The organism is Xylanibacter ruminicola Ga6B6 (genome assembly GCF_000687715.1).
GTDB lineage: Bacteria > Bacteroidota > Bacteroidia > Bacteroidales > Bacteroidaceae > Prevotella > Prevotella ruminicola_B.
Genome location: NZ_JHXD01000008.1, coordinates 71506 through 98079, shown reverse-complemented (window position 1 = coordinate 98079; position 26574 = coordinate 71506). Strand labels below are relative to the sequence as shown.

The 26574-nt window shown below is 48.6% G+C and carries 21 protein-coding genes; 12 read left to right on the top strand and 9 right to left on the bottom strand.

Features of this window, described 5'->3' with window-relative positions; all coding sequences use genetic code 11:
- Positions 1 to 37: 37 nt before the first annotated feature.
- The gene (locus T500_RS0106925; protein WP_028907507.1) at positions 38 to 3229 is read right to left on the bottom strand and encodes a SusC/RagA family TonB-linked outer membrane protein; all 3192 of its coding nucleotides are present in this window, start codon (positions 3227 to 3229) and stop codon (positions 38 to 40) included.
- Between the two features lie 391 nt (positions 3230 to 3620).
- Here T500_RS0106925 and rmuC point away from each other — a divergent pair, with 391 nt between their 5' ends.
- Together rmuC and T500_RS16355 are read left to right on the top strand one after the other, a co-directional pair.
- Positions 3621 to 4922 carry a DNA recombination protein RmuC gene (rmuC, locus tag T500_RS0106920; protein WP_028907506.1) on the top strand — a complete coding sequence of 434 codons (1302 nt, stop codon included), beginning with the start codon at positions 3621 to 3623 and terminating at the stop codon, positions 4920 to 4922.
- Between the two features lie 16 nt (positions 4923 to 4938).
- Positions 4939 to 5499, top strand: coding sequence for a 4'-phosphopantetheinyl transferase family protein (locus tag T500_RS16355; RefSeq protein WP_028907505.1), 561 nt, complete (start codon positions 4939 to 4941; stop codon positions 5497 to 5499).
- Here the strand turns inward: T500_RS16355 and T500_RS0106910 are convergent, their stop codons facing one another.
- From T500_RS0106910 to T500_RS0106885, 6 genes are all read right to left on the bottom strand, one after another.
- Positions 5500 to 7074 carry a helicase HerA-like domain-containing protein gene (locus T500_RS0106910; protein WP_028907504.1) on the bottom strand — a complete coding sequence of 525 codons (1575 nt, stop codon included), beginning with the start codon at positions 7072 to 7074 and terminating at the stop codon, positions 5500 to 5502.
- A gap of 95 nt (positions 7075 to 7169) precedes the next feature.
- Positions 7170 to 8105 (bottom strand): M23 family metallopeptidase, encoded by a 936-nt coding sequence (locus tag T500_RS0106905; RefSeq protein ID WP_028907503.1) that lies wholly within the window; start codon positions 8103 to 8105, stop codon positions 7170 to 7172.
- 160 nt (positions 8106 to 8265) lie between these two features.
- The gene (locus T500_RS15385; protein ID WP_051611934.1) at positions 8266 to 8820 is read right to left on the bottom strand and encodes a C40 family peptidase; all 555 of its coding nucleotides are present in this window, start codon (positions 8818 to 8820) and stop codon (positions 8266 to 8268) included.
- An 89-nt stretch (positions 8821 to 8909) separates the two neighbouring features.
- Positions 8910 to 11003 (bottom strand): ATP-dependent DNA helicase RecG, encoded by a 2094-nt coding sequence (gene recG / locus T500_RS0106895; protein WP_028907501.1) that lies wholly within the window; start codon positions 11001 to 11003, stop codon positions 8910 to 8912.
- Entirely contained in the window at positions 11003 to 11665 is a 663-nt protein-coding gene (locus tag T500_RS0106890; protein WP_028907500.1) for a 2-C-methyl-D-erythritol 4-phosphate cytidylyltransferase, read from the bottom strand. Before T500_RS0106890 ends, recG begins: the two co-directional genes overlap by 1 nt.
- Positions 11665 to 12237 carry a DJ-1 family glyoxalase III gene (locus tag T500_RS0106885; RefSeq protein WP_028907499.1) on the bottom strand — a complete coding sequence of 191 codons (573 nt, stop codon included), beginning with the start codon at positions 12235 to 12237 and terminating at the stop codon, positions 11665 to 11667. The genes T500_RS0106890 and T500_RS0106885 overlap by 1 nt, the downstream gene beginning before the upstream one ends.
- Before the next feature lie 106 nt (positions 12238 to 12343).
- On the opposite strand from T500_RS0106885, the gene T500_RS0106880 reads away from it, so the two are divergent.
- Positions 12344 to 13228 (top strand): NAD kinase, encoded by an 885-nt coding sequence (locus T500_RS0106880; RefSeq protein WP_028907498.1) that lies wholly within the window; start codon positions 12344 to 12346, stop codon positions 13226 to 13228.
- On the opposite strand, the gene T500_RS0106875 is transcribed toward T500_RS0106880, so the two are convergent.
- Both T500_RS0106875 and T500_RS0106870 read right to left on the bottom strand, forming a co-directional pair.
- Positions 13229 to 15838: a glycoside hydrolase family 3 C-terminal domain-containing protein gene (locus tag T500_RS0106875; protein ID WP_028907497.1), complete on the bottom strand. Its 2610-nt coding sequence runs from the start codon at positions 15836 to 15838 to the stop codon at positions 13229 to 13231.
- A gap of 91 nt (positions 15839 to 15929) precedes the next feature.
- On the bottom strand, positions 15930 to 17342 hold the full coding sequence (locus tag T500_RS0106870; RefSeq protein ID WP_028907496.1) for a DUF3987 domain-containing protein: 1413 nt from the start codon (positions 17340 to 17342) through the stop codon (positions 15930 to 15932).
- A gap of 571 nt (positions 17343 to 17913) precedes the next feature.
- Here T500_RS0106870 and T500_RS0106865 point away from each other — a divergent pair.
- The 9 genes from T500_RS0106865 to T500_RS0106825 are packed head-to-tail and all read left to right on the top strand — an operon-like array spanning position 17914 to position 26572.
- The gene (locus T500_RS0106865) at positions 17914 to 18729 is read left to right on the top strand and encodes an ATP-binding cassette domain-containing protein (RefSeq protein ID WP_028907495.1); all 816 of its coding nucleotides are present in this window, start codon (positions 17914 to 17916) and stop codon (positions 18727 to 18729) included.
- A gap of 31 nt (positions 18730 to 18760) precedes the next feature.
- The gene (locus tag T500_RS0106860; RefSeq protein ID WP_028907494.1) at positions 18761 to 19561 is read left to right on the top strand and encodes a hypothetical protein; all 801 of its coding nucleotides are present in this window, start codon (positions 18761 to 18763) and stop codon (positions 19559 to 19561) included.
- Between the two features lie 5 nt (positions 19562 to 19566).
- On the top strand, positions 19567 to 20406 hold the full coding sequence (locus tag T500_RS0106855) for a hypothetical protein (protein ID WP_155267467.1): 840 nt from the start codon (positions 19567 to 19569) through the stop codon (positions 20404 to 20406).
- Positions 20390 to 20752, top strand: a complete 363-nt coding sequence (locus T500_RS0106850) for a GntR family transcriptional regulator (RefSeq protein ID WP_028907492.1) — start codon at positions 20390 to 20392, stop codon at positions 20750 to 20752. The genes T500_RS0106855 and T500_RS0106850 overlap by 17 nt, the downstream gene beginning before the upstream one ends.
- Before the next feature lie 41 nt (positions 20753 to 20793).
- Positions 20794 to 21513 carry an ABC transporter ATP-binding protein gene (locus T500_RS0106845; RefSeq protein ID WP_028907491.1) on the top strand — a complete coding sequence of 240 codons (720 nt, stop codon included), beginning with the start codon at positions 20794 to 20796 and terminating at the stop codon, positions 21511 to 21513.
- A 38-nt stretch (positions 21514 to 21551) separates the two neighbouring features.
- A complete protein-coding gene (locus T500_RS0106840) occupies positions 21552 to 22808 on the top strand; it encodes an ABC transporter permease (protein ID WP_028907490.1) in 1257 nt (418 codons plus the stop codon).
- Positions 22809 to 22841: 33 nt separating this feature from the next.
- On the top strand, positions 22842 to 24086 hold the full coding sequence (locus T500_RS0106835; protein ID WP_028907489.1) for an ABC transporter permease: 1245 nt from the start codon (positions 22842 to 22844) through the stop codon (positions 24084 to 24086).
- A gap of 32 nt (positions 24087 to 24118) precedes the next feature.
- Positions 24119 to 25231, top strand: a complete 1113-nt coding sequence (locus T500_RS0106830) for an efflux RND transporter periplasmic adaptor subunit (protein WP_028907488.1) — start codon at positions 24119 to 24121, stop codon at positions 25229 to 25231.
- A 6-nt stretch (positions 25232 to 25237) separates the two neighbouring features.
- Positions 25238 to 26572: a TolC family protein gene (locus tag T500_RS0106825; protein ID WP_028907487.1), complete on the top strand. Its 1335-nt coding sequence runs from the start codon at positions 25238 to 25240 to the stop codon at positions 26570 to 26572.
- Positions 26573 to 26574: the final 2 nt, after the last annotated feature.

The following is a 26574-nucleotide window of genomic DNA, read 5'->3' as shown; positions in this document are numbered from 1 at the left end:
ATCTCTTAATTATCAATTTTCAATTATCAATTTTCAATTAAAGCGAGAGGTTGCAACCTACAGTAAAGATGCGTGCCTGTGGATATACACCGTAGTCAACACCCATTGATGTGCTGCCAGAACCGATCTCAGGATCGAATCCCCAGTACTTAGTCCAGGTAAACAGGTTCTCGGCGCGAACATACACGCGGAATCGCTCGATGTTTACACGCTTGGTAAGCTGCTTAGGCAGTGTATAACCCAGTGAGATGTTCTTCAGGCGCAGGTAGCTGCCGTCCTGTACGTAGATGTCGCTAACCACCCAGTTCTTGCTGTCGCCAAGCTTCAGCATAGGAATCTTGTTTGATGTGCCCTCGCCGGTCCAGCGCTGCAGCACCCAAGTTGGGTAGTTACCCGATGCGATATCCTGGCGCCAGGTAGCGTCGAAGATGTCGGCACCATAAACGCCCTGGAAGAAGATGTTGAAGTCGAAGCCCTTCCAATCGGCATTCAGGTTCAAACCGTAAGTCCAGTCGGGTGTTGGCTTACCAATCTTGGTGCGGTCGTCGCTGGTAATGTAGCCATCGCCGTTTACATCCACGAAGATCAGGTCGCCAGGAACTGATGAAGCATGATTCTTTGCATTGTAAGCATCAGCCTCGGCCTGGTTCTGCAGTACACCAGCTGTCTTGTAACCATAGAAGTATGGGAAAGGCTGACCGTTCTCGGCACGTGTGCCACCATCGCTGAACTGACTGATACCGTAGTTCAGGAAACCAGTGTCGTTACCTAGGTTCTTCAGAGTGTTCTTCAGGTGCGATGCGTTGGCCTTAATGGCAAAGTGTGCATCGGCAATGTTGAACTTGTAACCCAGCTCAAACTCGATACCCTTATTCTCCATGTCACCCACGTTACCGATAGGCTTGGTTTCACCTACGTAGCTTGGGATAGGCATGGTCATCAGCATACCGTTGGTTTTCTTGATATAGTAGTCAACAGTAAATGTAAGCTTGTTGTTCCACAGGCCCAGGTCGATACCCAGGTCGGTCTGCTCACTCTCCTCCCACTTCAGGTTCTCGTTAGCCAGTCCGTTGGCCTTCGAACCGTAATTCATCACGCCCTGACGGCCAAAGTAGTAGTTGCTGGTGCCACCAGTGGTGGTGAGCACGGTATAGCGGAAGTCACCGATGTTCTCGTTACCGTTCTTACCCCAGCTGGCGCGGAACTTCAGGTTGCTGAGCCAGTCGCTGGTGTTCTTCATGAAGTCCTCGTTCATGATGTTCCAACCGATAGAGAATGAGGGGAACACACCATATTTGTTGTTTGATCCGAAGCGGCTTGAACCATCGCGGCGGATGGTGCCCTGGAACATGTACTTCTCGTCGTAGTTGTAGCTCAAACGGGCAAAGAGCGAAGCCAGGTGATGCTCTACGTTAGGACCAGCCCAACCGCTAACCAGACTCTTAACGCCTGTAATGTGGCCGTCGGCATCGGTAGTGGTCTCAATGCTACCACCAGTGGTATAGTCAACGTAAGGCTTGTTTACGTTAATCAGGTTCCAGTGCGATGCACCTACGTAGCTACCCTTGTACTTCAGGGCGCTCTGACCCAGTACTACACCGATAGAGTGCTTGCCAAACTCTTTGTCGTAAGTCAGCGTGTTCTCAACCTGCCACTGTGTAGCGTCGGCCTTCTCGGCTGAAGCCGATGTGTGGTCGCTGTTGTTGTTACCTGAGAGGTAGTACTTTGATACGGTAGCACCCTCGCTGCCCCAGAAACTCTGCTCGGCACTCCAGGTGAAGTGGTACTTCAGGTTGTCCCAGATCTGCAGGTCGATAGCAAACTTAGGTCTGAACTTATGGCTCCAGCCGCGGCTGGGGTTACCCTGCATCATGGCGATGGGGTTGTTCTGCTCCTGATAGCTACCTACGTAGTTGGGAATAGTATAAGGATTGCCGTTCTCGTCGCGATAAAGGTCGTAAGCGCTGTAACGGTCAATCATATCCTGAGCCACAGCACCAGTGAGTGTTACGGGCAGTGTGGGAGCCAGGTACAGGGCCGAACCCAGGGGCGAACCCCATGTAGAGTTGGTGTCGATACCTGTGCTATGTGTACGCATATATGAAAGGTTAGCGCTGATGTCCAGTTTATTCAGGAAGTTGCGCTCCTTTGAGTCGTCGAACAAGTTGAACTGGTTGTTTGAGTTGATGGTCAAACGGTCGTAGTTAGAGCGGCCGTAGTTACCACCCACGATACCATCCTGAGTGTAGTAACCCAGCGACAGGTAGTAGTTCACTTTCTCGGTAGCACCGCTAACCGATACGTCGTGCTGTACTACAGGGGCGTTATCGTTAAACAGCAGTTCCTGCCAATCGGTACCAAAACCGGTAATCTTATTACCGTTGGCATCGGTCAGGTTATAAGGATCGGCATACAGAGGAGCCTGTCCGCCGTTTACGTATTTCTCGTTCTGCAGGATGGCATAGTCGGTAGCACTGGTTACATCGCGATGTTTCCAGGCGCTCTGCCAACCGTAGCTGAAGTTATAGTTAATCTGGGCCTTACCCATCTTACCCTTCTTGGTGGTAACCAGGATAACACCGTTGGCTGCGCGTGCACCGTAGATGGCACCTGATGCAGCATCCTTCAGAACCTCGATACTCTCGATATCGTAAGGGTTAACGCTCTCCAGACCGTACTGGTCGGTAGGCATGCCATCGATAATGTACAGCGGGTTGGTATCATTAATAGTACCTGTACCGCGCACGCGAATCATCGACTGTGAACCAGGCTGTCCGTTGGCCGATGTAACGTTTACACCAGCAGCCAGACCTTTCAGGGCATCATCGGCACGCAGACGTGTCTTACCCTCCAGATCATCCGAGCTAACCTTGGCGATTGAGGCTGTTACCACGCTCTTCTTCTGCACACCATAGCCGATAACAACTACGTCCTGCAGAGTCTGTGCATCTTCTTTCAGCACCACGCGCATGTTGCTGGTTGCTTTTAGTTCTTGTGTTACATAACCAATGTAACTTACTACGATAGTAGCGCCCTCGTTAACCTTAATGGTAAAGTTACCATTAAAGTCGGTAATAGTACCATTCTGAGGATTACCTTTTTCAACGACCGAAGCACCGATAACGGTCTCGCCCTGATCGTCAAACACAGTGCCCGAGATTCCCTGGGCCCAAGATGTCATTGTCACCATAAGTGCCAACAGCATCATCATTAACCTGCTTTTCTTCATACTTTGGTTTTATTAAATGTTAATGTTAAGTTAGAATATACCCTTTGTTAGGATTTTCGCTGCAAAATTATATAATTTTATGGCTCGTATCGGATTACATAGTGCGAAAAGTGGACGGATATAGTTGGTTAAAAATGTTAAGTAGCTGAAAACCAGTCTATTAATATTTTTGATAAATCAAAAAAGAGTGGACGAAATATAGAGGTGTAAAAGCTACATCTTAGCTATAAATACCCTTTTTTCTTATACAAAAGCAGCTTTTCCCTTATACTAAAGGGTTTTAACCCTAACACTAAAGCAGCTTTAGTATCATACTATTTAATAATTCGTGTTAATTAGCCCAATACGTGCCTTTTTTTTATTATCTTTGCAGCAAATTAAACAAACAGTTATGATAGTAGTATATATATTAATAGGTATAGCAGTAGGTGCTGTGGTGCTTTATCTGCTCATGGATCGTAAGATGGACACCCTGCGTATAGAGGGTGGTAAGACTGATATGGAGCTAAAGATGAAGAGCGAACAGCTGGCCGAGAAAACCAGTAGGGTGCAGTATCTTGAGGCAGAGAACAGAGTCTTACATGCCAAGGCAGAATCTCAGACACGTGAGTTGCAGTTGCTGCACCAGCAGATGACTGAGGAAACACAGCGTCATGAGGAGCGCTTTAAGAATATGGCGCAGCAGTTGTTGGAGCAGAGTGCGCAGAAACTGAAGCAGTCGAACACCGAAACGATATCGGGCATTACCCAACCGCTGAAGGATGCCATCGCCAACATGCAGAAGGCCATCAGCGATAACCAGAAGGAGAGTGCTGCCCATTCGGCCTCGTTCCGCGAACAGATGCTGATGATGATGCAGCAGACGCAGCAGTTGGGCGAGAAAGCCGAGAGTCTGACGAACGTGTTGCGACGCGATAACAAGGTGAGTGGTAACATGGGCGAGATTATTCTGGGCGACCTGCTGAACAGTCAGGGCCTGACGGAGGGTATCCACTACGAGGTGCAGGCCCGTTTGCGCGATGAACTCGGACGCCCCATGAAGCATGATGAGACAGGTCGCGAGATGCAGCCCGATGTGATTCTGCATTACCCGCAAGGCCAGGATGCCATTATCGACTCGAAGGTATCGTTGGTAGCCTATGAGAAATACGTGAATGCCGAGACACCCGAAGATAAGGAGCGTTTCCTGCAGGATCACATCAAGAGTGTGCGCCAGCATGTAAACGAGTTGGCACGTAAGGATTACTCGAAATACGTAAAGAACGGTCGCGACGTGGTTGATTTCGTGATTATGTTCGTGCCCTTCGAGTCGTCGCTGCAGTTGGCATTGGCCAACGACCCCACGTTGTGGCGCGAGGCATTCGAAAAGAAGGTGTTTGTAACAGGCGAGCAGAACCTGTTGGGCATTCTGCACATGATACACATCGCTTGGGTTCAGAACCAGCAGGCCGAGAACCAGGAGAAGGTGTTCGGCTTGGCTGAGCAGTTGTTGGACCGCTTAGGCGACTTTGTGCAGCGCTATAACGACCTGGGCACAAAGATTGAGGCTGTGCAGAAGGCTTACGACAACACTAATAACAAGCTGATTACTGGTCGTCAGAGTGTAACCCAGAAGGCCCAGGAACTGATTACCTTAGGTGCCAAGGAGAATCCCAACCGCAAAATCCCCACACCTGAGATAGGACTCGAATAGTTGACAGTTGATAGTTATGGTTACTCTTGTAAGCGAGAAGATATGGGATTTTGATCTGCAGGCGGCGCTGGCTGAGATTTCGGAGCAGCGCAGAGAGCAGGCCCTGAAGTTTAAACACGAACAGGGTCAGCGCTTGTGCGTGCTAGCTTACCAGTTACTGAAGGAAGGCTTGCGTAAGGAATATGACATAACGGATAACCCTATCTTTGAGTACAACGAGCATGGCAAGCCTAGTATCGTGGGCCATCCAGAGATATTTTTTAATTTAAGTCATTGCAAGGAGGCTGCCATCTGTGTTATCAGCGATAAGCCCGTTGGCATAGATGTGGAGTGTATCCGCGAGTTTAAGGATAGCTTGGCCCGTTACACCATGAACGATGCCGAACTGACAGACATTACTGCATCTGCCAACGCCGAAGCCGTTTTCATTCGTCTTTGGACCATGAAAGAGGCCACCGCCAAGCTCATCGGCACTGGCATTACCCACGATGTGAAATCGCTTATCGATACTACCAGATATAAATATACCACCGTCGAGCGACAGCGGTATACTTATACTATTTGCGAGAATCTTTAATTACTTAATGAGGTTACCAAGGATGTCTCTAGTGAGTTCTTTGGTAATCGTTCGTGTGGCGGCACTGGTGGCGTTCTTCACTACGCGTCCTTTTGCCGAGGTACGACTCTTTGTCTTCTTACCCGTAACCTTATCGCTTACGTAGGTGCCTAACATAGCTGCCAGGGTAGAGGTGATAGCGGTCAGAATGGCCTTGCCTACCTTTGCCAGTATACCCGACTTCTTTTTCTCGGCTTTAGCTTCGGGCTGAGGTAACTCAACCTCGGTCTGCTCCTGTTCCTGCAGGGCGCGATCAGCTTCGGCCATCAGTACCTCAAAGGCACTCTCACGATCCACAAGTGTGTCGTACTTACCATAGATACGACTTTGCTTGATGATGTCGAGACGCTGACCCTCGGTGATGGCACCAATCTGTGAGAGCGGGAACAGAATCTTGGCACGCTCCACAATGCTGGGTGCACCTTTCTCGTCGAGGAAACTAACAAGCGCCTCGCCTGTCTCCAGATTCATGATGGCCTCGTCGGTCTTAAATGCTGGGTTAGGACGGAAGGTATCGGCAGCTGTTTTTACAGCCTTCTGGTCTTTTGGTGTGTAAGCACGCAGGGCGTGCTGTACACGGTTGCCTAACTGTCCGAGGATATTTTCGGGGATATCGGTAGGACTTTGGGTAATGAAGTAGATACCCACGCCCTTTGAACGAATCAAACGGATAACCTGCTCAATCTTATCGAGCAATGCCTTTGATGTGCCGTCGAACAGCATGTGTGCCTCGTCGAAGAAGAACACCAACTTAGGCAGCGGCATGTCGCCTACCTCGGGGAGGGTAGAGTAGAGTTCGCTCAAAAGCCATAACAGGAATGTAGAGTACAGCTTGGGTTGCATCATCAGCTTATCTGCTGCCAGCACATTCATGATACCCTTGCCACCTTCGGTCTGCATCAGGTCGAAGATGTCGAACGAGGGCTCGCCAAAGAACTGGTTGGCGCCTTGGTTCTCCAACTGCAACAAGGCTCGCTGGATGGCACCTACCGAGGCTGTTGAGATATTACCATATTTAGTGGTGTACTCCTTGGCATGCTGTGATACATAGTCGAGCATAGCGCGCAGGTCCTTCAGGTCGAGAATCAACAGCCCGCGTTCATCGGCAATGCGGAACACGATGTTCAGTACGCCGTCCTGCGTTTCGTTCAGGTCGAGCAAACGACTAAGCAACTGTGGACCCATCTGCGAGATGGTGGCACGCATGGGATGACCTTGCTCGCCAAACACATCGAAGAAGCGTACAGGACAACTCTGGAACTCAGGATTCTCGATGCCAAATTCAGGCATGCGCTTCTCGATAAAACCACTCAGCTTACCAGCCTGCGAGATACCTGAGAGGTCACCCTTCATATCAGCCATGAAACAGGGTATGCCTGCCTGACAGAAGGTCTCGGCCATCACCTGCAGGGTTACGGTTTTACCTGTACCAGTGGCACCTGCAATCAAACCATGACGATTGGCCATCTTACCTGTAATACTCAGTGCTCCGTTAGAGCAGTGGGCTATGTAAAGCCCTCTTTCCTTGTCGTACATACGCTTTTGTTTTAAGTTTATGGCGCAAATATACAAATAAGTGATCAATATACCAAAAAAAATCCCGTCAACTTGACGGGATTCTTGATATTTTTTTAGTTGTATTTCAAAATTTGTCCTGGGCGCAAGCGGATGTTCTTGCCGATGTGGTTCAGCTCGCAGAGCTTAGCAATCGTGGTGTGGTGCTTGCGTGCAATGGCCTGCAGGGTATCGCCCTTCTTAACCTTGTGGAAGTGTACATTAGATGATGTACGTGGGGCTGTTGCAATCTCGAGCTCGTCGTCCTGATCGTTGTCGCCAGCGGTTACACCACCAACACCACGCAGACGAGTGGCCATAGCCGACTCGGCAGCATACTTGTTGCGACGGAACATGTAGAAATCGCCTACAACATCCTGATTGCGGAAGTCGAACAGCAGAGCTGGGTTCAGGGCTACACCGCAAAGACGTGTCTCAAAGTGCAGGTGTGAACCAGTACTACGACCAGTATTACCACCCAATCCGATAGGATCACCAGCCTTTACCTCCTGATTCTCAACTACCAGGTGCTTTGACATGTGACCGTAGATAGTCTCCAAACCATTGTGGTGGCGGATAACTACGTACTTACCATAACCCTTTGGCTCATATTTTACGATACGGATCTTACCGCTGAAGGCGGCGCGGATGGTATCACCAATATATACTTTGATGTCGAGGCCCTTGTGCTGACGTCCCCAGCGTGCGCCAAAGTTTGAGGTGAGCACACGGCTATCGGTAGGCATGTGGAAACCTCTCAGGTCGATACGGAATGAGTCGGGGAGTACTGTTTCGCGGTGGGCATATACATTGTTCCAGTCTTCGTAGAGGTCGGCTGAGGGGTTGTACTTCTCCTCCTGCTCAATGATTCGCTTGAGAACCATCGAGTCGACTGCCTTCATCTTGCGATCGACTGGTGCCTGCTTAGCCAACAGATCCTGTGCAGACGCGGGGGCTGCAACAAAAACTGAGAATGCCAAAACAGCTATTTTCTTAAAGCTTTTAATGTTCATATCCTTAGTTGAGTTAATATCAAATTAAAAAATCCGGTGCAAAGGTACTAATAATGCATGAAAAACGGAAATATATTGGTGTTTTTTGTTCACTTTTAACACTTTCGCCGATATTTTGTTGTTTTTTCAGGTTAATATGGCTAAATGTGTCGATTTCCGTTTACTGCTGCACTCTACGTGCACCGATGTAACGACGGGCGTAACCCGAGTCGGTAGAACTGTTGATAGTAATACCGTTATTGGTACTGGCATGAATGAAGGTAAAGGTGTTGCTGATGGGATCTACATCAACCACGATACCTACATGACCAACACCTCGACCAGAACGTGGACTGGTAAAGAATACCAAGTCGCCACTCTGCAACTCATCGCGGGTGATGGGGATATTGCGTGCATACTGATCTCTTGATGAAGCACCGATAAACAAATCGGTTTGCTGCTTGTAAACGTAGCTGGTAAAACCAGAGCAGTCGAATGCGCTTGGGCCTTTACCACCTGAGCGGTAACGGGCACCCATGTGCGAGAAAGCCTCGCTCATCAGCATTTCGGTCTTCTCGAAAGCCTCGTTCAAATCGTCCTGAGTTCCATAAATGAAGTCGAAGTTGCCAATCTCCTCCTCACTCTCATCTGGAGCCTGGTCAGGGTTAACCTTTCCAAGAGCGAGATCGCTCATAGAAAGCATCAACATTAGGGCAAATATAAACAATTTCTTCATAATGGTTTGCAATAGAAAAAGATTTCTGCTGCAAAGGTAGTAATTTTTTTTAAACTACGTGCGCGATAACAGCGTAAGTTAACATAGTTTTAGGATATAGCCGCCCAATTAATATTTGTTTTACGTAATTGGCGCAGTCGGTTCCATAACATGCTGAATTTCTCAGAGTTACATTCTGGGTCCTCGTCAATAATCTTTTGCGCCTCGTCGCGGGCCATCTGTACTATCTGTCCATCGCGGGCTATGTCAGCAATCTTTAAATCGAAAGCCATACCACTTTGCTGGGTGCCTTCCAGGTCGCCAGGACCTCGGAGTTTCAGGTCGGCTTCGGCTATACGGAAACCATCGTTGGTATCGCACATAATGTCGATACGCTTACGGGTGTCTTCGCTCAGTTTGAAGGGGGTAACGAGGATACAATACGACTGGTCGGCACCTCGTCCCACACGACCGCGGAGCTGGTGCAACTGGGCCAGTCCGAAGCGCTGGGCCTCGAGAATAACCATGACCGAGGCGTTAGGAACATTCACACCTACCTCGATAACAGTTGTTGCCACAAGTATCTGTGTTTCACCACGTACAAAGCGTTGCATCTCCTCCTCTTTGTCCTTAGGTTTCATGCGTCCGTGCACTTTACTCAAACGGAATTCGGGGAAGGCTTCACGTAGTACCTCAAAGCCATCTTCAAGGTTCTTCAGGTCGCTCTTGGCACTCTCTTCAATCAAGGGAAACACGATGTACACCTGGCGCCCTTCGTTAATCTGACGACGGATGCCATCGTAGAGCGATGTCATGCGTGAATCGAACACATGTGTGGTTTGTACAGGTTTACGACCAGGAGGCAATTCGTCGATAATGCTCACGTCGAGGTCGCCATACAGCGTCATGGCTAAGGTGCGTGGGATAGGGGTGGCTGTCATCACTAACACATGGGGCGGGTTAGTGCTTTTGCTCCAAAGCTTGGCACGCTGGGCCACACCAAAGCGGTGCTGCTCATCTACCACCACAAAGCCTAATCGGGCAAACTGCACAGTATCCTCGATGACGGCGTGGGTGCCCACCAGAATGTTGATGGTGCCATCCAACAGACCTTCGAGCACCTCCTCACGACGCTTGCCCTTTACCATGCCGGTAAGCAGGGCCACGCGCAGGTTCATGTCCTTAAGGAATCCCATGATGGTTTGCAGATGCTGCTCGGCCAGGATTTCGGTTGGGGCCATGATGCAGGCCTGATAGCCGTTATCGATGGCTATCAGCATCGACATCAGTGCCACAAGTGTTTTACCGCTACCTACATCGCCCTGTAACAGACGGTTCATCTGGCGGCCAGAACCCATATCCTTGCGTATCTCCTTAATCACACGCTTCTGGGCGCCTGTGAGTGGGAAGGGCAGGTATTGACTGTAGAAGGTGTTGAACACATCGCCTATGGTGGGGAATACATACCCACGGAACTTGCGACGCTGATCGCTCGCGTACCTTAATATATTAAGTTGTATAAAAAACAGCTCCTCAAACTTCAAACGCAATCGGGCACGCTCCAAGTCCTTGGCGTTCTGGGGATAGTGTACCGTGCGCAGGGCGAAGTCACGCTCTACCAGATGTAAGGGCTGGTAGATAAAATCGGGGATGGTTTCGGGCTGGGGCGGAAGTTTCTCGATGAGCGTCTTGGTGAGGCGTTCGATGGCACGCGAGTTCAATCCGCTCTTCTTCATCTTCTCGGTGGTGTTGTAATAGGGCTGAAGTCCCATCGCTGTGAGATCAACCTTAGAAGCATCATCCAAGTCGGGATGGGTGAAGTTGATGCGGTTATTAAACACAGTGGGTTTGCCAAACACCAGATACTGGGTACCTATCTTATAATTCTGCTTGGCGTATTTGCCGCCATTAAACCAGGTAAGGTCACAGATGCCTGTGCCATCGGTAAAGTGTGCCACTACGCGCTCCTTACGTGGCCCCATAGCAAAGGTCTCGAAACTCAGGATATGACCTACCACCTGTACAAACGGCATATCGCCCGTAAGCTCGTGGATGGTGTACACCTTCGAGCGGTCGACGTATTTGTAGGGGTAGTATTCCAGCAGGTCGCCATAACTCTCAATGCCAAGCTCGTTGCTCAGCATCTTCTTACGGTTTGGTCCCACGCCAGGTAGGTATTTGATATCCTGATTGAGTATGTCCATTATATAAGAACCTCTGCGATTTTTAAATCGTAGGGAGTGGTAATCTTGATGTTTTCGCGGTTGCCTTCAACCAAGGTGATGTTGTAGCCGAATGCTTCAACTACCGAGGCATCATCAGTAAAGCCATCGTTATAGGGCTGGCGGTTGGCTGCCTTCAGCAGTTGTATGTCGAAGGTCTGAGGTGTCTGCACCAGTCGATAGGCATCGCGAGGTACCGTTTTGGATTGGTCGCCTTCAAGATGGCGAACGGTCTCGACAACGGGGATGACTGGGATGACAGCTTTTTTTTCTCTTGCTGTCGTATAGCAATTACGAATCACCTCAATGCTGGGGAAGGGGCGCACACCATCGTGCACACCTACCACGCCGATGGCATCATCGGGCACCTTGGCCAGTCCGTTCTGTACGGAGTGGAAACGTGTCTGGCCGCCATTAGCCAAGGTGTACTCCACGTCGAAATGGTACTCCTGGCACAGCTCGTGCCAATAGGCCTGCTGGGCTTCGGGTAATACCAGAATAATATGGATGTCCTTAGAGTACTCGCGGAATCGCTCCAGTGTGCGCATCAGTACGGGCTTGCCACCAATGGGCAGGAACTGCTTAGGGATATCCGATCCCATGCGCAAGCCCTTACCGCCTGCTACTATGATAATATAATCCATTATTTCTGCATTAAATGTTTAAAGCGCATACCCTCGGCAATCTGGTCGGCAGTCTGCTTGTCAACCAACTGTCCGAGCAGCTCGTAAGCGTATGGGAAAGCTGCTGCAGGACCCTCGGCAGTGGTTACGTTGCCATCAACGGTTACCAGATTGCCTGTATAGCTGGCGCCATTCTCGGCTAAAGCTTTCTCAAAGCCGGGATAGCAAGTGGCCTGCTTACCCTCAAGGATACCCAGTGGGGCGAGCACTACGCCTGGGGCTGCACAGATGGCTGATATCTTCTTGCCGGCCTGGAACTGTGCCATCAGGGCATCGCGCAAACCTGCGTGGTTAAACAGGTTGCTGGCGCCTGGCATGCCGCCTGGCAGCATCAGCAGGTCGGCATTATCGAACTCGCCCTGCTCAAACAGGATGTCGGCCTCGATATTCACACCGTGAGCCGATGTTACCAAAGGAAACTCAGAGATGCTAACGGTGGTTACATCAACACCTCCGCGACGTAATACGTCTATAGGAATCAAGGCCTCTACATCCTCGAAACCTTCTGCTAGGAAAACATAAACTTTTGCCATAATATTAACGATAATTTGTTATTCTGACGGCAAAGATACAAATTTTTTGGCACGAATTACACGAATTGCACGAATTTTTATATCTTTGCACCCAAAAGATACAAGAATGGAACATCGAAAACTCAGGTTTGCCCTATTGGGCAATATTTATCAGGCCCGCAAATCGGCCAGTATCCAGAAGGTGCTCTCGACGATTGCCAACTATGGCGCAGAGCTCTACGTAGACATGGAGTACTATTACTTCCTGAAGGATCATCAGCGCTTGGACGTGAAGGCTACTAAGGTATTCTCTGACAATAACTTTGATGCCGACTTTGTGATTTCGATGGGTGGCGATGGTACATTCCTGAAGGCGGCTTGCCGTGTGGGCAAGAAGAATATCCCCATCTTAGGCGTAAATATGGGCCGATTGGGCTTCCTGGCCGATATCAGTCCTGATGATATCGAGCACTGCTTGCGTGCATTGTATAACGATGATTATGCCGTTGAGAGTCGTGCGCTGATACAGGTTGAGGCTGATGGTGCGCCTCTGGGCGAGTGCAGCTATGCCCTGAACGATGTAGCCATCCTGAAACGCGATACGGCATCGATGATTTCGATACGTGCCAGTGTTAACGGACAGTATCTTAATACCTATCAGGCTGATGGACTGGTGATTTCTACACCTACTGGTTCAACGGCTTACTCGCTCTCTAATGGCGGACCAATCATTGTGCCAGGTACCAAGGTGTTCTCGATGACGGCTGTTGCGCCTCACTCGCTGAATGTGCGCCCCATTGTGCTGGCCGATTCGTCTGTTATCGAACTGGATGTAGAGAGTCGCTCGCATAACTTCCTGGTGGCAATCGACGGCCGATCGGAGAAATGCAAAGAAGGCACGAGGATTGTGCTCCGTCGTGCCCCCTTTGATATCAAGGTTGTTAAGCGTTCAGATCATCGCTATTTCAACACCCTTCGTGAAAAAATGATGTGGGGTGCTGATACCCGCTGATTACTTAACTACAAAATCGATGGTTTTCAGGTCCTTATCCATTGATGAGGTGCCGTAAAGAATCTGATAGCGACCTGCCTTTGTGGCCAGTTCGTCGATCATCTCGTCGTAGTACTCGAATGCTTCGCCGTCCAGTGTGATGGTGGCCTTCTGTGTCTCACCTGCCTTCAGGTTCAACTTCTGGAAACCCTTCAGGGCCTTGATTGGTGCGCCTGCATCGTCGAGGCGCTTTACATATACCTGAACAGTCTCAGTTCCCTCGCGCTTGCCAGTGTTGGTTACAGGCACGGTCAGGGTTACCTTACCATTCTTCTTCATCTGTTTGGCTGAAATCTTGGCATCGCCTACATTAAAAGTGGTGTAGCTCAGACCGTAGCCGAATGCATACTGAGGCACACCTGTAAAGTAACGATAGGTGCGATTCTTCATCGAGTAGTCGAGGAAGTCGGGCAGATCGTTGTTAGAGCGATAGAAGGTTACTGGCAGTTTTCCACCAGGGTTGTAATCGCCAAACAGTACCTCGGCCAAAGCCTTGGCTCCACCCTGACCAGCGTACCAGGCCTGTAACAGCGCATCGTACTCGCCCTCAACACTACCAAAGGCAATGGCTGAACCAGAGCAGTTTACAAAGATAACAGGCTTACCAGTCTTATGCATAGCCTTTACTAACATCTGCTGAACTTTTGGCAGTTCGATGTCCTGCTTGTCGCCACCTTCGCCTTCCATCTGGGCCGAGATACCACCGATAATTACGATAGCATCAGCCTCCTTCACCTGGTTGGCCAGGTCGGTAAAGTCAACAAGGTTGCGCTCGCAGATATCGCCACGCAGCATGGCAAACTGTCCGTTACCGTGCTTGTACTCAATCACTACATCGTAGGTCTTGCCAGCCTCGACAGGGAACGACTTGTACTGGGGCTTACGGCCAAATCCGAAGAAACCACGACGACCACCACCTTGAGCCTCTTCTACTACTTCGCCATTCACCTTCAGCACGTAGCCGTTGTCGGTGGTCAGGGTGTACTTCATCTCGCCAGTAAAGGTAGATGTGTACTTACCGCTGATGCGAACACTGAGGGTGTCGCGATTCACGCCCTGGGCAAATCCCCAGGCGCCAAAGGTCGAGAAGTTAAGCTCGTTGTAGTAATCAGTCTTGGCGGGTTCGCCTTCGAGTTCACGATTATTCCAGAACTCCACCTTCACTCCCTTGCCATCGTTAAAGTCCTGCAGGTGGTGGATAGTGGTATATTCGTCGTTCAGCTCGCAGGCCTTGTTGTAGATAATCTTAGCGCCGGGCACTGCAGCCTTGATACCTGAGAGCAGTGAGTGCTGGTGGGCGGCGGTAGGTGTGCCACCATAGTTACCGTTCAGCATGTTCACATCGTCGGCATTAGGACCAAGCACAGCCAGTGTCTTGATGCTCTTTGAGAGTGGCAGGATGCCAGCCTTGTTCTCCAGCAGTACCATCGATTCGCGTGCGGCCTGAACAGCCATCGCATCGTTCTTCTCGCTGCTAATCACATCGGCACCCAGTTTGGCCCAAGGCAGCATATCGGCAGGGTCGAACATACCCAGCTCAAAGCGGCCCATCAGGGTCTTACGCAGGTGGTCGTCGAGATCGCTCTCCTTGATAAGACCTTTCTTCAGTCCCTCAACCAGCGACATGAATACCTTACCGCACTCCAGGTCGGTACCATTCAGCACAGCATCAACAGATGCAGAGAGTCCATCCTTATGGGTTTCGTGTTGTCCACGATTAAAGAAGTTGTTGATAGCGTCGCAGTCGGTCAGTACGATGGCGTCGTAGCCCCACTTGTTACGCAGAATATCAATCAACAAACGGTCGCTGGTGCAGCAGGGCTTACCCTCGAAACGCTGGTAGGCGCACATCACCTCGCGCACATTGCCCTTCTTTACCAGTGCCTTAAAGGCTGGCAGGTAAGTTTCCCAAAGGTCGCGGTTGGTTGGCTCTACGTTCATAGAGTGGCGCAGGGGCTCTGGTCCGCTATGTACGGCATAGTGCTTGGCACAGGCGTGGGTCTTGAAGTATTTGTCGTTGTTGCCCTGCATACCCAGCACGGTCTGTACACCTAATACGGCATTCAGATAGGGGTCCTCACCACAGGTTTCCTGGCCACGTCCCCAACGTGGGTCGCGGAAGATATTTACATTCGGACACCAGAATGTAAGCTCTGGGTTACCAGGATAGTAGGTAACACCCATGGGCACGTTAAACAGTTTGGGATCGTTGTGGTCGGTGCGGTTCCAGTTGGCACGTGCCTCGTCTGATACCTGCGAGAACACATCGTAGAAAAGCTGTGCATTAAAGGCGGCAGCCATACCGATAGGCTGTGGATAAACCGTATAGCCATCCTGACGCACACCATGACAAGCCTCGCTCCACCAGTTGTAGCTGGGGATGCCCAGACGGTCGATCGAGATCGACTTGTTCATCATCAGTCCCACCTTCTCCTCGGGTGTGAGCAGACTCAGCAAGTTTTCAACGCGCTCTTTGTTTGATAACTTTGTATCCAGATACGGATACTTAACCTGGGCAAACACACTTGCCCCCATCATCGCCGCGATGGTTAAAGTTAAAAGCCTTTTCATTTCACTGTTTGTTTGATATAGTTGTAATTGTTAGATAATGCTGTAAATATTAGATGTTGTAAGTGGTAGAAAGTTTAATTGTAATAAGCAATTATGTGAGTTCCAGATACAGCTTTTGGTACCTGCCGGGTTCTATGCGTTTGATGTAGCCATCGCTGAGCCAGCGCTCTATCATCTTCTCGGCACTGCGCTGGGGGATGCCGAGCAGTGCCTGAATGGTGAACACGCTGAATTCATCTGGTAGAACACTATAACGCGAACGCATCAGTTTGGTGTGGCGCTTGCGGGTGGGGTAGCTAATGCAGTTGGCCTGCTGCATAAAGTAGTAATCCCAGTATTTGCCAAAGAAATGGCGCTGGCATGCGAACTGGATATTCATAGCCAAACGGCATAAGTACAGGTCGGTATCGTCGAGGGTGAGTGTGTGGTGCTGCTGCCACTCGTCCCAATGGCGCATCATAATGAAAGGTACGCTTACGGCGATGCCATAGTAGGGTACACGCTTAAGCAACAGTTCGTCGGTTTTCGACTGCTCCTCCTCGGCTTCTTCCATGTGCTCCTTGGCCCATTCGTAGGTGCTTTCTACCAGTTTGCTAATGGGTAGCTCGCCATGGGTGGTGTCTAATCGTTCGGCCCACATGCGCAGGGTTTTGTGCTCCTCAGGCTCTACGTTCGCATCTTCCAACTCCTCACGTTTCAGCATCTCGAAGTGGGTTGAGGGCATGGGAATGGCTGCTAAACGGGTGGAGAATCCGTTGCCTACGTTGTTGGCATTCACCTTGTTTTTCAGGGCGCGGGGTGTGCCTGTATAAACAAAGTTCCAATACACATTGAAGTTGCAAAGCTCTGAGTCGTAGTTCGAGAAGAACTGTCCATCCTCCTCGTTGTGGAAAGCCTTTAACTCCAGATAGGTTTTGTTGCTCCATGCCTCGCCCTGCTGATTGATGGCATTGTCGAGCTCTGTGTCGAACGAGAGCATGTGCAGGTGCATCTCCTGGCCATCCACCATCTCAACGGCATGCTTCATGTCTTCGATAAACACTTTGTTGGATGTGCGGGCAGGGTGGGTACGGATAATTACCTGGGGCTTCTGGGGGCCATCGCCTTTCTGTCCGTTGTCCAGCCACTCCTTGTATTTGCGACGATAGCGATTCTCGGCATTCTGCCCCTCCTTCGATACTTTGCAGATAGGCCCGGCTAAAAGTTCGTAGAGATTGGTTACAAACGATTTTCCTGAACCAGGGTCACCAATGATGAATACGCTATAGTTAAGGCGACGCAACTCCTGAGGGCGATGGTAAAAGCGATAGGTACAACGCGTCATTAATGTGCCTAGGAAGGCCGACGATGCAAACATGGCTGCAGGGAAGGCCTCGGTTTTAAGGCCCTTGCACACCTCGCGTAAGCAGGGATATACATCCATCAGCTTCTCGATTTCTTTACCTGCGAATAGCATCTGTCGTTCGATGATTGAACGGTCATTTAAGTTAGTCTCTTTTGTCATTATTCAGTCTTTTAAGATTACACTGCAAAGGTACAAAAAATATTTCAATCTACCAAGAGTTTAACGCTAATTTTACGACAGGAACGAAAAAAAGTTTGGTCATGGTTGTATAATATCTATTATTATAATAATATTATTATATATTAATTATTTATATATTATAATATATAAATAATCTTATAAGCTATTACTTGTTCTATCTTGACCATATTTTTTCTCTCTCCTGTCGTATGTTACAGTGTTGCATTGTGCTACTATTGTTACCCTTAATGGGAAAAATTGCTACCATTAAATGTAGCAATCGCTACCATTAATAGTAACCGTAACTTCGTGGGCAGATAAGTGCCGGATATCTACCAGATAAGTTACGGATATCTCATAGATAGTGCCGTACTATCTCGCTGCTTATAATTTATGTACGCGCGAGGGGTGGGGTGCTAAATAGTGTTAACAGATTGAAGATTTTTGCATAAAAGCTTGGAGCGTATTGTTTTTTATTCTACTTTTGCAGTGTACTATTAAGGTGGTACACTATAACACTTAGCATTGAACATTAAAAATAGATAGAATTATGATCGAGGTAAACAACATCAGTTTTAAGTACGCAGGTGGTAAGAACCTGGTATTCGATGATTTCAGTCTGGAACTGAAGCAGGACAATATTTATGGTTTGTTGGGTAAGAACGGTACAGGTAAGAGCACACTGCTTTACCTGATTGCTGGACTGCTGCGCCCCAAGAAGGGTTCTGTTAGCTTTGATGGTATCGAGACCAAACTGCGTCGCCCTGAAACGCTGCAGGATATCTTTATCGTGCCTGAGGAGTTCGACCTGCCTGCTATGTCTCTCGATGAGTATGTAAAAATCAACCGTCCATTCTATCCTTTGTTCAGCACCACCGTACTGGAGGGCTGTTTGAAGGATTTTGAACTGACCACCGACCTGAAGCTGAACGCCCTGTCGATGGGACAGAAGAAAAAGGTGTTTATGGCCTTTGCCTTGGCTACAAACACTCGTGTGCTGCTGATGGACGAGCCTACCAACGGACTGGATATTCCTTCGAAGAGTCAGTTCCGTAAGGTGGTTACCCAGTATATGACTGGCGATCGCACGCTGATTATCTCAACCCATCAGGTGCACGATGTGGAATCGCTGTTGGATCATATCCTGATTCTCTCGCCACAGAAGCTGTTGCTGAATGCCAGTGTGGCTGATATCCAGGAGAAGTTTACCTTTGAGTATCGTACGCCTGCCGAGATGGACGATGTGCTCTATGCCGAGCCTTCGCTGCAGGGTAATGCCGTGATTGCACCACGCAAGGAGGATAGTGCTGAAACTCAGGTTAATTTGGAGTTGCTGTTTAATGCAGTCAACGAGGGTAAGATTTAGATAAAAGGAACATAAGAAGCATAATTTGGTTATGATACAGTTTGATATACATAGGTTTGCTAAGGTGGCTCGCTGGTCGCTCACTAACGACAAGAGCTTCTACATGCGCACGCTGCTCCAGATGTTTGTGCTGCTTACGCTGCTGTTCCTGTTTTTTACCACCAGCTTTTACTGGCTGAAAGGTGCTGATACAGGCTATAAGCCTTGTTGTGTGCTTGTGGTAATGCTGTTTTTCTTTCAGATAGCAGTGGGACCATCGATGATGTTCAACAGTATGAAGGGCAAGTACGACAGACAGGCCTTGCTGCTGTTGCCAGCCTCGAATTTCGAGAAGTACCTGATGCGCTACGCCACTTGGATATTTGTAATGGGTGTTATAGTTGTAGCTTACTTTGGTGCCGACTTGGTGCAGTATGTTTTTAACTGGCTGATAGGTAACAATCCGCAGTTTGTAACAGGCGCTCTGTTCGGTCGCTTAAATCCTTTCACAGTTAATTGGGAAGCCATTGGCTCAAAGAAGGTTACGGTTATTAATGCCCTGATTATTTTGTTTCTTTGGTTTCAGTCGTGTTTCGCCCTTGGTGCCACCTTCTTCCGTTCGCACAAGTACTCGTGGATTCTCACCTTATTGGTGCTCATCTTCTTGTCGATGGTACAAACATGGTTGTTCCCTATTTCTTACGAAAATCAGTTTGATATGATTCACGGTGATGCTATTACGCTGCTTTATATCTCTGATGCAGTTTACGGTATTTGGGGTATTGTTAACTACTGGCTGTCGTACAAGATCTTTTGCAGAACTCAGAACATTGGTAAATTTGTAAACATTTGAAGGTTATGAATAGTTTCGATATTAATAGATTTGGAAAGGCTCTGCGCTGGATGATTAGCGTAAACTTCCGCTCATTGCTGATGTGGACCTTGGGACTCACACTGGGTGTTGCTATGGGCGAGTTGATGGTGCGCGCTATGATACAAACTACCACGCCACAGGAGACTCATACTACAGGCATTTTGGGTGGATTCTTTGTGGTTTACATTATAATAGGTGTAGTGGTAGGTATTTGCAACCTGTTTGTTGAGCTGGATAAGAAACCACGTCGCCAGGCATTCCTGATGCTGCCAGCTACCAATCTTGAGAAGTTTTTGGCAGCAACCGTTTTTGCTACCGTATCAGGATTCGTGATGATGCACCTGTCGTTTATCGTAGGCGATACGCTGCGTGTAGTGTTCCGTGCCCTGTTCTATGGTGATTCGTGGAATTCGTTCGTTTTCACAGAACTTATAGAGCACATGAAGTTTGATGGCATAGCTGCGCATCACACTTTGGGCTATCGTATGGCAGGTTGGGCATTACTGGTTTGCGGTCTTACTTGGGTGCACTCTTTCTACACCCTTGGTGGTACACTGTTCCGCAAGTATGCATTTGTTGTTAGCAGCGTTGTGCTGGTGGCAGGTATTACAGCATTTGTATGGTTTATGCGTCATCATGGCGGATACATGTTCCATACTTATTATGTAGCAGGCGTGATGGATGAAAGTGTTGGCACTATGACCTATGTACTTATAGCATTCTGTGCCGTTTTCTCTGTAGTAAATTATTGGGCATCGTTCCGTATCTTCAAAGGATTTGAGTTAATTACTAATAAGTGGATGAATTATGACTTTTACAAATGATAAACCGATTTACATTCAGATGGCCGATCGCCTTTGCGAGGAGATTCTCTCGGGTGTATATAAAGACGATGATCGCATCCCCAGCGTACGTGAGTATGCCGTGTTGCTCGAGGTGAACACTAATACCGCTGTAAAAGCCTACGAACAGTTGGCTCGCGAGGAAATCATCTACAACAAGCGTGGACTGGGTTACTTTGTAACACCAGGTGCAAAGAATCAGATTCTGAAGGCGCGCAAGCAGGAGTTTATGAAAGAACGACTGCCAGAGCTGTTCCGTCAGATGCAGCTGTTAGGCATCACGTTAGAGGATGTTAAAAATGCGTATGATGCAACTTTTGGCGAGTAAGCTACGTCAAACTGTAAAAATCAACTAAGGTAAAAATAACAATGATACATTTAAAAGACATCAACAAAACCTATCAGGGTGCCCAGCCACTACATGTGCTGAAGGGTATCTCGCTCGATATTGAAAAGGGTGAGTTCGTCAGCATCATGGGTGCTTCGGGCTCAGGTAAGAGTACACTGCTGAATATCTTAGGTATTCTGGATAACTACGACAGTGGGAGCTACGAGCTCGCCGGAACTCCCATCTGGAACCTCTCAGAGCGTAAGGCCGCTGAGTATCGCAACAAGATGATAGGTTTTATTTTCCAGAGCTTTAATCTCATCTCTTTCAAGACCGCCGTGGAAAACGTTGAGTTGCCATTATTCTATCAGGGGGTATCCAGGAAAAAGCGTCACCAGATGGCGATGGAGTATCTGGATAAGCTGGGCTTGGCCGATTGGGCCGAACATTACCCCAACGAACTGTCGGGAGGACAGAAACAGCGTGTGGCAATAGCCAGAGCACTCATCACCCGTCCACAGATTATCCTGGCCGATGAGCCTACGGGTGCATTGGATTCGAAGACATCTGTGGAGGTGATGCAGTTGCTGAAGAAGCTGAATCAGGAGGATGGCATGACCATCGTTGTGGTAACTCACGAGAGCGGTGTGGCTAATGAGACTAATAAGATAGTTCACATTAAGGATGGCATTATCGGAAATATCGAGGAAAACCTCGACCATAACGCATCGCCATTCGGTAGCGGAGGTTTAATGAAATAAGCTAGGAATACTTGATATGCTAGAAAAACTAGAATATTATGCATGATATACTAACAGAAATATGGCAAACGGCACGGCGCAATAAGCTGCGTACTACGCTCACAGGATTTGCTGTGGCGTGGGGCATCTTTATGATCATCGTGCTGCTTGGAGCTGGAAACGGCCTCATTAATGCCACTATGAAGATGAACAGCGACTACCTGACCAATTCGATGGAGGTGGATGGGGGACGCACCACGATGCCCTATAAGGGAATGAAGGAGGGGCGTTACATTCAGCTGAACAGGCACGATATGGAAGCTACAGAAACTGAGTTTACTGAGAATGTCGACGAAGTGGGAACCTGTTATTATACCACCGCCATAGTAACCAACGGCGAGAATTATAAGAGTATTCAGATAGCAGGCGTTACGCCTGTTCATACCCAGATTGTAAAAACACATCTGATTTGTGGACGATTCATCAACGATATCGACGTGAAGGAGCGTCGTAAGGTACTGGTGCTTGCCGATAGTCACGCTAAAGAGCTGGAGCCCAAGGATTACAAGACACTGCTTGGTAAGAATGTGAAGGTGGGTGATATCCAGTTTAAGGTAGTTGGCATCTATAAAGGTAACAACGAGGGGTGGGGTAACTCTTTTTCGTCGTACACTACCATCAAGAGCATCTATGGTGCCAATACACCCAGCATAGGTAGCATTGAGTTTACCTTCCACGGGCTGGAAACCGATAAGGCAAACGATGACTTTGAAAAGGGCTATCGCAGACGTTTGAATGGTGCACATCAGGCTCATCCCGACGATAAGCGTGCCATCTGGATATGGAACAACTATACACAGAGCCTGCAAATGAATACTGGTATCGACATCATCCATACTTTCCTCTGGGTAATAGGACTGTTCACACTGCTAAGTGGTATCGTGGGCGTATCAAACATCATGCTCATCACCGTTAAGGAGCGTACCCACGAGTTCGGCATCCGCAAGGCCATTGGTGCCAAGCCCTGGAGCATATTGCGACTGATTATTATCGAGAGTGTGATTATCACTACCATCTTTGGTTACTTAGGTATGTTGTTCGGCATATTTGCCAACGAGTATATGGATGCCACACTGGGTCACGAGGTGACCGACCTGGGTGTGGAGAAGATAACCCTGTTTGTTGATCCTACAGTAGGACTGGATGTATGTATCGAGGCCACGCTGGTGATGGTGATAGCTGGTACTATCGCAGGACTCATCCCTGCCTATAAAGCAAGCCGTATTCGTCCTATTGAAGCGCTTCGCGCCGACTAGACATACTAGAATCACTAGAAATACTAGATAATTATGAGAATAGATATAGATAGTTACAGAGAAATCATCGATACGCTGACTCGCAATAAGTCGCGTTCGTTCCTCACCGGATTCGGTGTGTTCTGGGGCGTGTTTATGCTCGTAGCATTGATGGGAGGCGGACAAGGCATGAAGGAGATGCTGTATAACAACTTCGAAGGCTTTGCGCAGAACACCGTGCTGATGGGAGCATCGGAAACTACGAAGCCCTATAAAGGCTTTAAAAAGGGACGTAGCTGGTATATGGATTACAAGGATGTAGAACGCCTGAAGCAGCAGGTGCCTGAACTGGATGCTGTGGCACCAGTACTGATGGGACGTGGTTCGACCGCCTACTATGGCGACCAGAAGACTACACCCAGAATACAAGGTACGCTACCTGAGATGACCAAGATTGAAACACCTAAGATGTATTTCGGACGTTACATAAACGATATGGATGTACGCGAGCAGCGCAAGGTGTGTGTGATTGGTAAAAAGATATATAAGGAACTGTTTAAGGAAGGTGGCGACCCCTGCGGCAAGAAAATCCGTGTTGATTCTACTTACTACGAGGTGGTAGGTGTTGATTATCGATCGGGTGGTATTTCGTTAGGTGGTCGTGCCGAGGAGCGCATAACCATGCCACTTACCCTAATGCAGGCTGCCTATAATCGCGGAAACTCGGTTGATATGATTGCTGCCGTTGGTCGCCCTGGCGTGCTGATGAGTAAGATTACCGACCGTATGCGCGAAACTGTGGCTCGAGCCCATTATATCGATCCTACCGACGAACAAGGTGTGGGCATGTTTAATACCGAGCTGATGTTCCAGATGATTAGTAATGTGTTTAAGGGCGTAAACATCCTGATTTGGTTGGTAGGTTTAGGAACCCTGTTGGCTGGTGCAATCGGTGTGTCGAACATTATGATGGTAACCGTTAAGGAGCGTACCACCGAGATTGGTATCCGCCGCGCCATAGGTGCCACCCCCAAGATGATCCTCTCGCAGATTATTTCAGAGAGTATTGTGCTAACCTTAGTGGCGGGTATGAGTGGCATCCTGTTCGCGGTAATGATACTGCAGATGCTGGAGATGGCAAATACCGAGGATGGCATCATACAGACCCACTTCCAGGTAGGATTCTGGACAGCAATATTCTGTGCCGTAGTTGTGAGTACGCTGGGTGTGCTGGCAGGCTTAGCCCCAGCAGCCAGAGCCATGAGCATTAAACCTGTTGATGCCATGCGAGATGAGTAATTAATTAGAAACAAAATAAAAACTATAAAAATATGAAAAAGTACAGCAAACTGATTATCGCCGCTATCGTAGCGCTGATTTTCATCGGAACATTCGTGTTCCTGTGGCAGAAGAGCCAACCCAAGGAAGTGGTTTACAACGAGTTCACCCCAAAACTCGACAGCATCCAGAAAACCACCATTATCACAGGTAAGATCGAGCCTCGTAACGAGGTTAACATCAAGCCTCAGATCTCTGGTATCATCAGCGAACTGCTGAAGGAGCCTGGCGACTATGTAAACGCTGGCGATGTGATTGCTAAGGTAAAGGTAATACCCGATATGGCACAGCTGTCGAGTGCTGAGATGCGTGTACGTCTGGCTGAGATCAACCTGAAGCAGGCTCAGACCGATTTCGAGCGCGAGCAGAACCTCTTTAACCAGAAGCTGGTGAGTGCCGATGAGTTTGATAAGGTTAAGATGAGCCTGAGTCAGGCCAAGCACGAGAAGATTGCTGCACAGGATGCACTCGAGGTGGTGCGCGATGGTGTGTCAAAGTCGAATGCCAAAGCTTCTTCTACCCTTATCCGTTCTACTATCAGTGGTGTGATTCTGGATATCCCTGTAAAGGTAGGTAACTCAGTAATCCTCTCGAATACCTTCAACGATGGTACCACCATTGCCACCGTTGCAAATATGAACGACCTGATTTTCCGTGGTAACATCGATGAGACCGAGGTTGGACAGCTGGTAAACGGCATGAACATGAAGATTACTATCGGTGCCCTGCAGGACTTGAAGTTTGATGCTGCCTTGGAGTACGTATCGCCAAAGGCCGTTGAGAGCAATGGTACTAACCAGTTTGAGATTAAGGCCGCTGTAAAGCTTAGCGAGGGTGGTAAGATTCGTGCAGGTTACAGTGCCAATGCTGAGATTGTGCTGGCTAAGGCCGATAAGGTTCTGACTGTACCCGAAAGTGCCATCGAGTTCAGTGGCGACAGCACCTTTGTTTATGTCATCAAGGGCGCAGGCAAGAACAAGACCTACGATCGTACCTATGTGGAGACAGGGCTCTCTGACGGTGTGAACATCGAGATTAAGAAGGGCGTTACAACCAAGGATAAGGTTCGTGGCCCAGAGATTATTGCAGACGATAAAGAAAAGTAAGCGATTATGAAAAAGACTTTATTTCTAGTAATGCTAGCTGTTCTAGTTTCTCTAGATGGGTTAGCCCAGTCGAAGGCATGGGGCTTGCGTGAATGCTGCGAATATGCTGTGGAGCATAACATCGGCATTAAGCAGCAGCAGAACCAGTGCCGCCAGCAGGAAATTCAACTCTCTACTGCCAAGAACTCGCGTTTGCCAGATTTGAGCGGTAGTGTAAGTCAGAACTTCTCGTTCGGACGTGGTTTGACAATGGATAATACCTATACCAACAAGAATACCAGTAGCACATCGCTGCAGTTGGGTGCTAGTATGCCATTGTTCACAGGTTTCGAGATTCCCAATCAGATTAAGCTGAATCAGCTGAATCTCGAAGCAGCTACAGCTGATCTGGAGAAGGCTAAGAACGATATCCGCATGCAGGTGGCTCAGGCTTATGTGCAGATTCTGTACGATATGGAGATGGCTGATGTGGCTCATCGCCAGATAGCCATCGACTCTGCTCAGGTGGCTCGACTTCAGGCTTTTGTTGATAATGGTAAGGCCAGTGGTGTTGAACTCTCTCAGCAGAAAGCTACTCTTGCCAACAGTAAGCTGACTGCTACTCAGGCTGATAACAATATGCGTTTGGCAGTCCTGACACTTACTCAACTGCTGGAACTTGATACACCTGAGGGCTTTGCTGTAGTTCGCCCCTCGTCAGAAGAACTAGAAAATCTAGTATCTCCAGAACATCTGGTAACCCCTGATGAAATTTATGCAGAGGCGCTTGGTATCAAGCCTGAGATTCTCTCGCAGCAGTTAAAACTGAAGGGTGCTGCTCATAGCATTAAGATTGCTCAGGCAGGTTACTATCCCACACTCTCGCTGAGTGGCGGAGTGGGTACTAACTATTACACCACTTCGGGTCTCAAGTCGGATGGCTTGGGTAAGCAGTTGGAGAACAACTTCAGTCAGTATATCGGCTTGAATCTGAGTGTGCCTATCTTTAATCGTTTCTCTACTCGAAATCGCATTCGTAGTGCACGTGTAGATCAGGCTAATCAGCAACTGCAGCTCGATAATACCAAGAAAACCCTGTATAAGGAGATTCAGCAGGTGTACTATAATGCCCTGAATGCGCAGACCAAGACTCAGAGCTCTGCTGAGGCTGTTAAGAGTTCGAAGGATGCCTTTGAATTGGTACAGGCTAAGTACGAGAATGGTAAAGCTACCATCACAGAGTTTAACGAGGCTAAGAACAATTATATGAAATCAGAGTCGGATCTGGTTCAGGCCCGTTACGAGAATCTCTATCAGCAAGCCTTGCTAGAGTTCTATCGAGGTAAGGAGTTGAACTTCTAAAG